Below are 12,772 nucleotides of genomic sequence, written 5' to 3' on the forward strand. Positions count from 1 at the left end.
CGGAGACGGAGGCGGAGCGCGCAACGCTTCAGGCCGATGCGGATGCGGTAGAGGCAACCGCCCAGAAGGATGCGGCGAGAAGAGCGGCACGGGAGGCGGCGGAGGCAGCACTTCCGAAGGAAGATTAAGAATCGAGAGATTTTTCCGGAGGCGTCCGGGCGGAGCACCGTCCGGGCGCCTTGTCTCTGTTTCATAGGAAATTTCTCCGAAATTCCCTATGAAACAAAAACGCTCCGCGAGGATGCGCACGCCGCTGTAAGGAAGCTGTCACCTAACGGTGACCAGCGGCGGCGCGCAAAGTCCGCGGGACTCCCCTCAGGACTGAGGGGATGGGGGAGCCGAAGTCCGCTTGCGGACTTTGTTCTTTCGGGGATTTTCTGCGGAAATCTCCGGACGCGTTGTCCGCGCAGATTCCGTGCGTTGATTTTGCATCGTTTCTATGCTAAAGTAAGCGACGGAAAAAGGATTTATTTCCCGGCAGGGGGGCAGGCCCCCGCGTGATAATACAAGTAAGAGAACAACAGGAACAGTAAGAGTAATAAGAGAAATAAGAAGGTTTACGTTATGTATGAGATCGATCTGAAAAAACCGGCACATGTGCATTTTATCGGAATCGGCGGCATCAGCATGAGCGGCCTCGCAGAAATTCTGCTCGATGAGAAATTCTGCGTCACCGGCTCCGACGCCCGCCGCTCACCGATCACGGAGCATCTGGAGAGCCTGGGCGCGAAGATCGCGTATGCACAGACTGCGGACAATATCACAGACGGAATGGATGCCGTTGTCTACACGGCAGCGATCCATCCGGATAATCCGGAATTTGCCGAGGCCGCAAAGCGCGGCATTCCGATGCTGACCAGAGCACAGCTGCTCGGCCAGATCATGAAGCATTACCGCAATGCGATCTCCGTTGCAGGAACGCACGGAAAGACGACCACAACGTCCATGATCACGGAAATCTTCATGGAGGCGAAGACCGATCCGACCGTGTCGGTCGGCGGTATGCTGGATTCCATCGGCGGCAACATCCGCGTCGGCGGTCCGGACTACTTTGTCATGGAGGCGTGCGAATATACGAACAGCTTCCTGTCCTTCTTCCCGACGCTGGCGGTGATTCTGAACGTGCAGGAAGATCATCTGGACTTTTTCAAGGATCTGGCGGACATCCGTCATTCTTTCCGCCGCTTTGTGGGCAATGTCGCCGAGGGCGGCACGGTTGTCATCAACGGAGAGATTGAGAACTGGAGTGAGATCATCGGGGACGCGAAAGTGAAGGTGATTACCTTCGGACATGACCGGAGCTTTGACTATTCCGCCGGCGACATATCCTACGATGAATTCGGCCGGGCGTCGTTTGACCTGTATGTGAAGGGTGAGAAGAAAGAGCGGATCCGTCTCGGCGTGGCCGGCGAGCACAATGTCCTGAACGCGCTGGCGGCGATCGCGGCGGCACAGAATTATGCGATTCCGATGAGTGCCGTGACGAAGGCACTGGAGCGCTTTTCCGGCACACACCGCCGTTTTGAGAAAAAGGGTGTGCTGGATGGCGTGACCATCATCGACGACTATGCGCATCACCCGCAGGAGATCGAGGCGACGCTTCTGGCGGCGAAGAATTATCCGCACGGAACGGTCTGGTGCGCATTCCAGCCCCACACCTATTCCAGAACTGCGGCGTTTCTGGATGACTTCGCAAAGGCGCTTTCCCTGGCGGACCGCGTCATTCTGGCGGATATCTATGCGGCGAGAGAGACAAATACGTACGGCGTCAGCTCCGATGACATTGTGCAGCGGCTGAAGAAGATGGGAAAAGAGGCATGGTATCTTCCGACTTTCCCGGAAATTGAGTCTTTTGTTCGTGAAAATTGCCGGCCGGGAGACATTTTGATCACCATGGGCGCCGGCGACATCGTGAAAGTGGGAGAGAATCTTCTGAAGTAAGCTGCCGGGATGCCGTTTTGGTAACGGAAAGCAAATTTATCCACATTATCCACCGAGTTTTCAACAATTATGGAGAAAATCCGGTGGATTTTCTGTATATAAGCCTCAATTCAGAAAAGTCAGACAGAGAAAATACCCCCGAAAGAAGGGGGATTATCCACATTTTTTGTGGATAAACGGTGGATAATGAAAATTATGATGTGCAAAATGTGGGTAAATATGTGAATAACCGGGTGGATGATCCTGAAAACTGGAGTGCACGAAAGTTTTCCACGGTGGATAAGGTGGTTTGACCTGTTCTTTCGGTTTTCAGGGCGGTGTGTTAAAATAAGACACAAGATAAAAGGGCAAAAACAGTGAGGGGAAGAACGTGAAATTTACCGATCAGTTATCGGCGGGGGTGACCGTGGTGTCCAACCGTTTTATTGATGAATGCATGGCCGGGGCGGACGGCAATTTTGTGAAGGTATATCTGTATCTTCTCCGTCACGGGGGCGAGGACGTGACCTGTGCATCGGCGGCAGACGCGCTGGAGTGTACCGAGGCGGATGTCCGCAGAGCGGCGGCGTACTGGGTAAAGGAAGGCGTACTCTGTCCGTGGGAGAGCGGACTTCCCGGACAAAAGAGCGATGGACCGCAGGTTGAAGCGCCGGCGGAAGGAACCGCGGAGCGGGATGCGGCAGCAGGGAGGAACCGGGCCGCTGCGGTATTTGCGGGGACAGAGATTCCGGGAGCCGCGGAACCGGCGGCCGTAAGTGCGGGAGAGGCAGCATTTCCCCCGGCGGACGGACAGAATCCGGAGAGTCTGACGAAGCGCTCCGGGGGAGCCGATGCGGCAAAGAAACAGCCGGACATGACAAAGCTTGTCGGCAATCAGGAGTATCAGGATCTTCTCTACGTGGCGCAGCGGTACATGAAGAAGACCTTCAGCCATACCGACCACATGATCTTTGCCAATCTCTATCAGAATATCGGAATCCCGGCGGAGGTGCTGGAGTATCTGATGGAATACTGCGCGCAGTCGGGGCACAGCAGCATGCGATATGCCGAAAAGATCGCGCTCGACTGGAATGACCGGGGCTTCCGAACAAGGGCGGAGGCGGAAAACTATTCTGCAAATTATTCCAAGGGGATGTTTGCGGTCATGAAGGCGTTCGGCCTCAATGACCGGAGACCGGCCACGGCGGAAAAGCAGTTTATCGACCGGTGGCTCGGGGAATACGGTTTTCCGCTGGAGGTGGTGCTGGAAGCCTGTGACCGAACGATCGCGCGGATTCATAAGCCGAGCTTTACCTATGCGGACGGGATTCTGAAAATCTGGCGCGGAAGCGGTGTAAAGACGCTGGATGACGTGAGAACCCAGGATGAAGTGCGGGCCGCGCAGGAAAGTCTGAAGGGAAAGAACACGGACGGAAGGACCGGGGCGGACAAAAATGCCCACGGCCGGGCGCGCACCCGGTTTGATAATTTTGAATCGCACGGATATGATTACGAAGATCTGGTCTGGGAGCTGATGGATCCGGCCGGAGGGAAAAGGAAGAAAGACTGAACGGGACGGTCCGAAGAGTGCGAAGGGCGGGAACCGGTAACAGAAGGAGGAGACCATGGGGCTCAGTAATGCACAGTATGAGGCAATTATGCGCATCTACAGTCAGCGTCAGCTGAAATCCAGGCATGACCTGAATGCGCGGAAGGCGGAGATCGCGGAGAAGATTCCGGCCATTCCGCAGATGAATGACGAGGTGAGCAGCTGTGCGGCGGCGGCAGCGCGGAAGCTGCTTGCCGGCGATCAGGACGCGGTGACAAGGCTCCGCGCACAGATTGCCGATCTGAAGGAACAGAAAGAGGTTCTGCTGAAAAGCCACGGATATCCGGCCGACTATCTGGAGCCGCGCTACCACTGCCCGGACTGCAGGGATACGGGATATATTGACAACCGGAAATGCCACTGTTTCCGGGAGCAGGAGATCAACCTTCTCTATGAGCAGTCGAATATCCGCGCGGTTCTGGAGAAGGAAAATTTCTCGACCTTCAGCTATGACTGGTTCGACGATGAGAAAAAAGATCCGCGCAGCGGCATGACCGCCCGGGAGAATATGGCACGGACCGTGCGGATCTGTCAGGAGTATATCGAGGATTTCCGGACCAAAAAAGGCAATCTTCTCTTTACCGGAAAGACCGGTCTCGGAAAGACGTTTCTTTCCAACTGCATTGCCCGTGAGCTGATCGAGCGCTATCACAGCGTTGTCTACCTTCCGGCATCGCAGATGTTCGACATTTTCTCCAGGGACCGCTTCTCCTACGATGACGACGAGGATCTGAGAAGCCGGGCGGAATATCTGATGGAGTGCGACCTGCTGATCATCGACGATCTGGGCACGGAGCTGATCAATACCTTCACGGTCTCCCAGCTGTTCACGGTAATCAATGAGCGGCTGAACCGGGCAAACGGCACCATCATTTCGACCAATCTTCCGGTCAATGAGATGCGGGATGTATTTACGGAGCGTGTGATGAGCCGGATCATCAGTGCCTATCAGATTATCCCGTTTTTCGGAGAGGATATCCGGATCCGCAGGAGAATGGCAGAAAACCGCAGAAAATCTTGACTGTGTACGGCATTTCGTGTAATGTCTATAACGTTGAGTACAATTTTTACGTAATGAATTTCTCCGCATGTTCCGGGAGAAATTTGGAGGATAGGATATGGCGAAAGAAATCATCGGACACAGTGAGAAGAAGATTGAGACCATCCCGGTTGCGCCGCTCGGACTGATTGCGCTGGACGGATGCAGAGAGCTTGGACGGAACGTAGACCGTTATCTGGTTCAGTGGAGAAAAGAGAGAGAGAACGAGCACAAGGATACTCAGCCGTTTGCGGAGTATGAGAAGGATTCTTATCTTGTCAGTGCGTCCACACCGAGATTCGGCTCCGGTGAGGCAAAGGGCCAGTTAAATGAGTCCGTCCGCGGCGACGATCTCTATCTGATCGTGGATGTGACCAACTACAATATTACATATTCCATGGCGGGACAGGTCAATCACATGTCCCCGGATGACCATTTCCAGAATCTGAAGAGAGTTATTGCGGCGGCAAACGGCAAGGCAAGACGTCTGAACGTTATCATGCCGTTCCTGTATGAGGGCCGCCAGCACAAGAGAGACGGAAGAGAGTCTCTGGACTGTGCAACCGCGCTTCAGGAGCTGACCGCGATGGGCGTGGAGAACATCATTACTTTCGATGCGCATGATCCGCGCGTACAGAACGCGATCCCGAGAAAGGGATTTGAGACGGTTCAGCCGAGCTATCAGTTCATCAAGCACCTTCTGCTCCATGAGAAGGATCTTCAGATTGATGCCGATCACATGATGGTCATCAGTCCGGATGAGGGCGGCACGAAGAGAGCGGTCTTCTTTGCCAACGTTCTCGGTCTGGATCTCGGCATGTTCTACAAGCGCCGTGATTACTCCCAGGTAGTGGACGGAAGAAATCCCATCGTTGCCCATGACTTCCTCGGCACAAGCGTGGAGGGCAAGGATGTCATCATCATCGATGACATGATCTCCTCCGGTGAGAGCATGCTGGATGTCGCAAAGGAACTGAAGAGACGCAAGGCAAGAAAGGTATTCTGCTGTGCGACCTTCGGTCTGTTCACCAGCGGCCTTGCAAAATTTGACGAATATTACTCCAACGGTCTGATCGACCGCGTGCTCACCACCAACCTGGTATACCAGACTCCGGAGCTTCTGGACAGACCGTGGTATACAAGCGTTGAGATGAGCAAATACATCGCCCTGATCATCGACAGCCTGAACCATGATGATTCCCTGTCCAACCTTCTCAGCCCGGTAGACCGTATCCACCGCGCGGTTGAAAAGTACAGAGCAGAGCAGAAGGGCTGACCCCTCGATATCAGAGCCAGAGAATAAAACATTCATAATAAGAGGTAAAAAGAGATGGATCTTATCACCGTAAAAGAGATTTTCCGCAATCGCGACAAGTACTTTGATCAGAAAGTGACGATCGGCGGCTGGGTCCGCAGCGTCAGAGCGTCCAAAGCCTTTGGATTTATCGTTGTGGCAGACGGAAGCTATTTTGACACCATTCAGGTTGTCTATCATGACACCATGGAGAATTTCACCGAGATCTCCAAGCTGAATGTCGGTGCGGCCATCATCGTAAAGGGAACGCTGGTAGCGACTCCGGATGCGAAGCAGCCGTTCGAGATCCAGGCGGATGAGGTTGCCGTAGAGGGACCGTCCGCCTCCGATTATCCGCTGCAGAAGAAGCGCCACACGCTGGAGTATCTCCGCACGATCACACATCTTCGTCCGAGAACCAACACTTTCCAGGCGGTTTTCCGTGTACGCTCCCTCGCAGCATACGCAATCCACAAGTTCTTCCAGGAGCACGGCTTCGTTTACGTCAACACGCCGCTGATCACCGGTTCTGACGCAGAGGGTGCCGGCGAGATGTTCCAGGTGACAACGCTGGATCTGAACAATGTTCCGAAGACCGAGGACGGTGCGGTTGATTTCAGTCAGGATTTCTTCAACAAGAAAGTCAGCCTTACGGTCAGCGGACAGCTGAACGGTGAGACTTACGCGATGGCGTTCCGCAATATTTACACCTTCGGACCGACGTTCCGTGCGGAGAATTCCAACACGACCCGTCATGCGGCAGAGTTCTGGATGATCGAGCCGGAGATGGCGTTTGCCGATCTTCAGGACGATATGGAAGTTGCGGAAGCAATGCTGAAGTATGTCATCAACTATGTTCTGGAGAACGCGCCGGAAGAGATGAACTTCTTCAACAGCTTCATCGACAAGGGACTTCTGGACCGTCTGAACAATGTTGTCAGCAACGAGTTCGGACGCATCACTTACACCGAGGCGGTAAAACTTCTGGAGGAGCACAACGACGAGTTTGATTACAAGGTATACTGGGGCTGCGATCTGCAGACCGAGCATGAGAGATATCTGACCGAGAAGATCTTCGGCAAGCCGGTATTCGTAACCGATTATCCGAAGGAGATCAAGGCGTTCTACATGAAGCTGAACCCGGACGGCAAGACCGTTGCGGCCGTTGACTGTCTGGTACCGGGTATCGGCGAGATCATCGGCGGAAGCCAGCGTGAGGACGACTATGAGAAGCTGAAGGCGAGAATGGACGAGCTGGGCATGAAGGAAGAGCAGTATGACTTCTACATGGATCTCAGAAAGTATGGTTCCGCAAGACATGCGGGATTCGGCCTCGGCTTCGAGAGAGCGGTGATGTATCTCACCGGAATGGGCAATATCCGCGATGTCATCCCGTTCCCGAGAACCGTTAACAACTGCGAACTTTAATCTGCTTTTATCATTTGAAACAAGGGCACCTGCCGCCGGCGGGTGCCCTTGTTTTGGGTATAGGAATGATCCGCAAATTATCCTGTTAATGTTGTTCTATTTCGTTTAAAAATGCAGAATAGCCAAAAAACACGAAAATTATGTAAAAACTTTGTCGCATTTTCAAAAAACAATACGCGGATTTGATGCTGTATGGTATAATGGTTATACATTTATATGGCATTTGCCTGATAATGAACGAATGCGGGAATAAGGCATTAATTGTTTAAGCATCGAGGGGTGATAGCGTGATTAAGAAAGAAATGATTGCCATGCTTCTTGCAGGAGGTCAGGGAAGCCGTCTCGGCGTTCTGACACAGAAGGTGGCAAAACCGGCAGTTTCTTTTGGGGGCAAGTACAGAATTATCGACTTTCCGCTGAGCAACTGTATCAACTCTGGCGTGGATACGGTGGGCGTGCTGACGCAGTACCAGCCGCTTCGTCTGAATACGCATATCGGAATCGGAATTCCGTGGGATCTGGACCGAAATGTCGGCGGCGTTACGGTTCTTCCTCCGTATGAGCGGAGCAAGGGCAGTGACTGGTATACCGGAACCGCGAATGCCATCTATCAGAATCTGGAGTATATGGAACAGTATAATCCGGAGTATGTTCTGATTCTTTCGGGCGACCACATTTACAAGATGGATTATGAGGTCATGCTCGAATATCATAAGTCAAAAAAATCGGATGTCACCATTGCTGTCATGCAGGTTCCGTGGGAGGAGACCAGCCGTTTCGGCATCACGGTTACGGATGAGGAAAACCGGATCACGGCGTTCGAGGAGAAACCGGAACACGCACAGAGCAATCTTGCATCCATGGGAATCTACATTTTCAGCTGGGAGGTTCTGAAGAAGTCTCTGACGACGCTGGAAAATGTTCCGGAGTGCGATTTCGGCAAGCATGTGATTCCGCACTGCTTCAGCACGGGAAAACGGATTTTTGCCTACGAGTTCAACGGATACTGGAAGGATGTCGGCACCCTTCAGTCGTATTGGGAGGCCAATATGGAGCTGATCGACATCATCCCGGAATTCAATCTCTACGAGGAATACTGGAAGATCTATACCAAGAGCGATATTGTTCCGCCGCAGTATATTGCGCCGGATGCGCGCGTGGAACGCTCCATCATCGGTGAGGGCTGTGAGATTTATGGAGAGGTGCTGAACTCTGTCATCGGTGCCGGAGTTTACATTGCGCCGGGATCTGTGGTCAGGGATTCCATCGTCATGAAGGGGAGTTCGATCGGAGAGGGATGCGTTCTGGAGAAAGCGATCATCGCGGAGGACGTCGAGCTCGGGAAAAATGTCAGAGTCGGCGTCGGCGAGTTCGCGACGAGCTCCTATGATAAGAGAGTATACAATTCGGATCTTGCGGTTATCGCTGAGAAGAGCGTGATCCCGGACGGTGTTTCCATCGGGCGGAATACGGCGATTTCCGGAAGTACAGTACAGGCAGATTATCATAAGGGATCCCTGGAGAGCGGCGGATCCATCATAAAGGCAGGTGGCGGCAGATGAGAGCGATCGGAATTATTTTAGCGGGCGGAAACAGTAAGCGCATGCGGGAACTCTCGGACCGAAGAGCGATCGCTGCCATGCCGATGGCAGGAAACTACCGCAGCGTTGACTTCGCGCTGAGCAGCATGAGCAACTCACATATTCAGAGCGTGGCAGTTCTGATCCAGTACAATTCACGTTCTCTTCATGAGCATCTGAGTTCCTCCAAATGGTGGGATTTCGGCCGTAAACAGGGCGGAATGTTTGTGTTTACCCCGACGATCACGGCGGAGAGCAGTGAATGGTACCGCGGAACGGCGGACGCACTGTATCAGAATCTGGATTTCCTGAAGAAGAGTCATGAGCCGTATGTCGTGATTGCAGGCGGCGACTGCATTTACAAGATGGACTTCAACAAGGTTCTGGAATACCACGTGGAAAAGAAAGCAGATATCACGGTTGTGTGCAAGGATATGTCGCCGGAGCAGGATATCACCCGTTACGGCATCGTAAAGGTCAATGAAAACGGCCGCATTATCGACTTTGAGCAGAAGCCGATGGTGGCAACATCCAACACGATCTCCTGCGGAATCTATGTCATCCGCAGACGTCAGCTGATCGAACTGATCGAGCGCTGTGCGGCGGAGGACCGGTATGATTTTGTAACAGACATTCTGGTTCGTTACAAGAATCTGAAGCGGATTTTTGCATACAAGATGGAAGAATACTGGAGCAATATGGCTTCCGTGACGGATTACTATCACACGAATATGGATTTCCTGAAGCCGGATGTCAGAAAGTATTTCTTCCGGGATTATCCGGAAGTGTACACGAAGGTGGAGGATCTTCCTCCGGCAAAGTACAATCCGGGCGCTGCCGTCCGGAACAGTCTGATTGCAAGCGGCTGCATCATCAACGGACAGGTCGAGAATTCGATCCTGTTCAAGAAAGTCTATGTCGGCAATAACTGCGTAATCCGCAATTCCATCATTCTGAATGACGTCTATATCGGCGACAATACGGTGATTGAGAACTGCATTGTGGAGAGCAAGGGAACCATCCGGGCGAATACGTCTCATATCGGCGATAAGGATGAGCCGGAGGTTATCGTGGAGAAGAGCGAGCGATTCACACTGTGATTTGCGTGAGAGAGCCGCAGGGCGGTTTTACAGCGTATATGCGCGCAAAGGGCGCGTGAGGAAGAAAACAGAACTGGAAAGGGGCGACGGAAATGCAGATCACTGATGTTCGTGTCCGGAAGATCGATAAAGAAGGGAAAATGAGGGCGATTGTTTCCATTACCTTTGACAATGAGTTTGTGGTTCATGATATCAAGGTGATTGAAGGCGATAAGGGCCTGTTTATTGCGATGCCGAGCCGCAAAGCGGCGGACGGGGAGTATCGCGATATCGCGCATCCGATTAATTCCGATACGCGGGATATGATCCAGAAGGTTGTGCTGGCAAAATATGAGGCAACTTCCATGGAAGATGCCTCGGATTTGGCAGCTGCCAAGTGATTCTGTACAATATGTGTTTTTTTGGCCCTGGCTGATGGACAAATCGGCCGGGGCGTTTTATTATGTCATAGGAAAGTTCTCGGAATTTTCCTATCGCATAATAACGCTCCGCGAGGATGCACACGCCGCTGCAGCAAGTCCGTCAGGCTCGGAAACGCCAGCCTCGGCACGCTGTTTCACTGGGGCAGCCGGCACAGCTGCAGTGAAATCTGCGTCGCCCGGTGTTCTGCCGGAGGAAGATGCAGAGCAGCGCGGGGTGAAGCTGTGTTATGATAGAACAGTATCGCGTGGAAGCGTAAAAGGATTGATTTTGATTTAAGGGGGAGAAAAATGAGCGCAACCGTTTTTTCGTTGCTTCCGCCTGTGGTGGCAATTGCTCTGGCACTATTCACCAAGGAAGTGTATATGTCCCTGACCATCGGTATTCTGGTCGGTGCGTTTTTGTTTGTCGGAGCACAGCCAGTGACTGCGGTGCAGACAGTGCTCAGCATTATGGGGGCAAAGATCGGCGGCAACGTCAATATTCTGGTATTCCTGGTATTTCTCGGAATTGTGGTAGCTCTGATTACCAAATCCGGTGCATCCAAGGCGTACGGTGACTGGGCGGCAAAGGCGATTCACACCAAACGAGGCGCACTGTTTGCAACGATTTTCCTCGGAGTATTCATCTTTGTCGACGACTATTTCAACTGTCTGACGGTCGGAACGGTTATGCGGCCGGTGACCGACAAATTTAAGATTACAAGAGCGAAGCTGGCATATATCATCGATGCCACCGCAGCGCCGGTCTGCATCATTGCCCCGGTATCCAGCTGGGCGGCGGCAGTCGGTTCTTCCCTTCCGGAAGACAGCGGAATTGATGGATTCAACCTGTTCCTTCACACCATTCCGTTTAACCTGTACGCGATCCTGACGCTGCTCTTTATGATCTTTATCGTTGTCCGCAACGCTGATTTTTCATCCATGAAGAAGTATGAGCAGCGCGTGGCGCAGTGCGGCAGTGAGGAGATCGTCGGCGGTGAGACGATGGATATCGCCGGAAGAGGAAAAGTCATTGACCTGATCGCCCCGATTCTTGTGCTGATCCTGTTCTGTGTGGCAGGAATGATGTATACGGGCGGAATTCTCGACGGTGTAGGTGTCGTTGAGGCCTTTGCGAACTGTGATGCGGCGCTCAGCCTTGCACTGGGTTCGTTCTTTACACTGGTATTTATCTTTGTATTTTATCTTTCCAGACGCGTTCTTCATTACAGCGAGTTCTGTGAGTCCCTGACCATCGGCGCGAAGTCCATGGTGCCGGCGATCATGATCCTCAGCCTTGCATGGACCCTCTCCGGTATCTGCAGCGAGGATTATCTCAACATCGGCGGTTTTGTCAGCAGCCTTGTGCAGGGAAGCGCAATGGTCGGCGTTCTGATGCCGGCAGTCATGTTCGTTGTGGCAGCGGGACTGGCCTTTGCGACCGGTACCTCTTGGGGAACCTTCGGTATCCTGATTCCGATCGCTCTGGCGGTCATCGGAAGCGGTGACGTGGATACGCTGACGATCACCACATCGGCGATTCTGGCCGGCGCGGTCTGCGGCGATCATGTATCCCCGATCTCCGATACGACTATCCTGGCGTCTGCCGGAGCACAGTGCAATCACATTTACCATGTATCGACCCAGATCCCGTATGTGGCATGCGTTGCAGGATGCTGCGTTCTTGGCTATCTCGCCGACGGCATCACCGGAAACGGATACATCGGAACGGTACTGTCTATCGTCCTTCTTATCGTTCTGGTAGCGGTTCTCAACTCCAGACAGAAAGCGGAAAATAAAGGGGCGGAATGTGCGGAAGGAACGAGTGCCCAAAACCCTCAAAACCCTTGAAAAACCTTGACAAATCGGGCTTTTCCCGCTATAAATAATAGGTAGTGCGATACAGTTGTCGCGCAAGAGTTCGAAAATAGAAATCAGGAGGAAATTGATCTATGAATAAGGCAGAATTTGTTGCAGCTGTAGCTGAGAAGGCTGGAGTTTCCAAGAAGGATGCTGAGAAGGCAGTTAAGGCTTTCACAGAGACAGTAGCTGAGGAGCTTGCTAAGGGCGAGAAGATCCAGCTCGTTGGTTTTGGCACTTTCGAGGTTGCTGAGAGAGCTGCAAGAGAGGGAAGAAATCCGAGAACCGGCGAGAACATGCCGATCGCTGCTTCCAAGTCCCCGAAGTTCAAGCCGGGTAAGGCTCTTAAGGACACTGTAAACGCATAATCAGCGCTTCAGAGAATAATTCGAGGCCGGGTGATGAAAATCACCCGGCCTCTTTTGTTTCATAGGAAATTTCTCCGAAATTCCCTATGAAACAAAAACGCTCCGCGAGGATGCGCACGCCGCTGTAAGCAAATTCACTAAGCTCGAGAAAACCTCGCTAAGTGAATTTCCAT

The 12,772-nt window shown here is 52.7% G+C and carries 10 protein-coding genes; all 10 read left to right on the forward strand.

Features of this window, described 5'->3' with window-relative positions:
• The first annotated feature begins 564 nt into the window (after window positions 1–564).
• The 10 genes from murC (at window position 565) to BMW41_RS12700 (ending at window position 12,599) form a co-directional block, all read left to right on the forward strand.
• The gene (gene murC, locus BMW41_RS12655) at window positions 565–1,941 is read left to right on the forward strand and encodes a UDP-N-acetylmuramate--L-alanine ligase (RefSeq protein ID WP_074650467.1); all 1,377 of its coding nucleotides are present in this window, start codon (window positions 565–567) and stop codon (window positions 1,939–1,941) included.
• A 370-nt stretch (window positions 1,942–2,311) separates the two neighbouring features.
• On the forward strand, window positions 2,312–3,490 hold the full coding sequence (locus tag BMW41_RS12660; protein WP_074650468.1) for a DnaD domain protein: 1,179 nt from the start codon (window positions 2,312–2,314) through the stop codon (window positions 3,488–3,490).
• Window positions 3,491–3,545: 55 nt separating this feature from the next.
• On the forward strand, window positions 3,546–4,550 hold the full coding sequence (locus BMW41_RS12665) for an ATP-binding protein (RefSeq protein WP_074650470.1): 1,005 nt from the start codon (window positions 3,546–3,548) through the stop codon (window positions 4,548–4,550).
• Window positions 4,551–4,647: 97 nt separating this feature from the next.
• Window positions 4,648–5,844: a ribose-phosphate pyrophosphokinase gene (locus BMW41_RS12670; protein WP_330387003.1), complete on the forward strand. Its 1,197-nt coding sequence runs from the start codon at window positions 4,648–4,650 to the stop codon at window positions 5,842–5,844.
• Window positions 5,845–5,898: 54 nt separating this feature from the next.
• Window positions 5,899–7,290 carry an asparagine--tRNA ligase gene (asnS, locus tag BMW41_RS12675; RefSeq protein ID WP_074650472.1) on the forward strand — a complete coding sequence of 464 codons (1,392 nt, stop codon included), beginning with the start codon at window positions 5,899–5,901 and terminating at the stop codon, window positions 7,288–7,290.
• A gap of 287 nt (window positions 7,291–7,577) precedes the next feature.
• Entirely contained in the window at window positions 7,578–8,852 is a 1,275-nt protein-coding gene (locus BMW41_RS12680) for a glucose-1-phosphate adenylyltransferase (RefSeq protein WP_074650474.1), read from the forward strand.
• A complete protein-coding gene (gene glgD, locus BMW41_RS12685; protein WP_074650476.1) occupies window positions 8,849–9,970 on the forward strand; it encodes a glucose-1-phosphate adenylyltransferase subunit GlgD in 1,122 nt (373 codons plus the stop codon). The genes BMW41_RS12680 and glgD overlap by 4 nt, the downstream gene beginning before the upstream one ends.
• 92 nt (window positions 9,971–10,062) lie before the next feature.
• Window positions 10,063–10,350, forward strand: a complete 288-nt coding sequence (spoVG, locus tag BMW41_RS12690; RefSeq protein WP_074650478.1) for a septation regulator SpoVG — start codon at window positions 10,063–10,065, stop codon at window positions 10,348–10,350.
• A 330-nt stretch (window positions 10,351–10,680) separates the two neighbouring features.
• Complete coding sequence (locus BMW41_RS12695) at window positions 10,681–12,222, forward strand: Na+/H+ antiporter NhaC family protein (protein ID WP_074650479.1); 1,542 nt, start codon at window positions 10,681–10,683, stop codon at window positions 12,220–12,222.
• 101 nt (window positions 12,223–12,323) lie between these two features.
• Complete coding sequence (locus tag BMW41_RS12700) at window positions 12,324–12,599, forward strand: HU family DNA-binding protein (protein ID WP_074650481.1); 276 nt, start codon at window positions 12,324–12,326, stop codon at window positions 12,597–12,599.
• Window positions 12,600–12,772: the final 173 nt, after the last annotated feature.

The organism is [Clostridium] aminophilum (genome assembly GCF_900101295.1).
GTDB classification, from domain to species: domain Bacteria; phylum Bacillota; class Clostridia; order Lachnospirales; family Lachnospiraceae; genus Clostridium_R; species Clostridium_R aminophilum_A.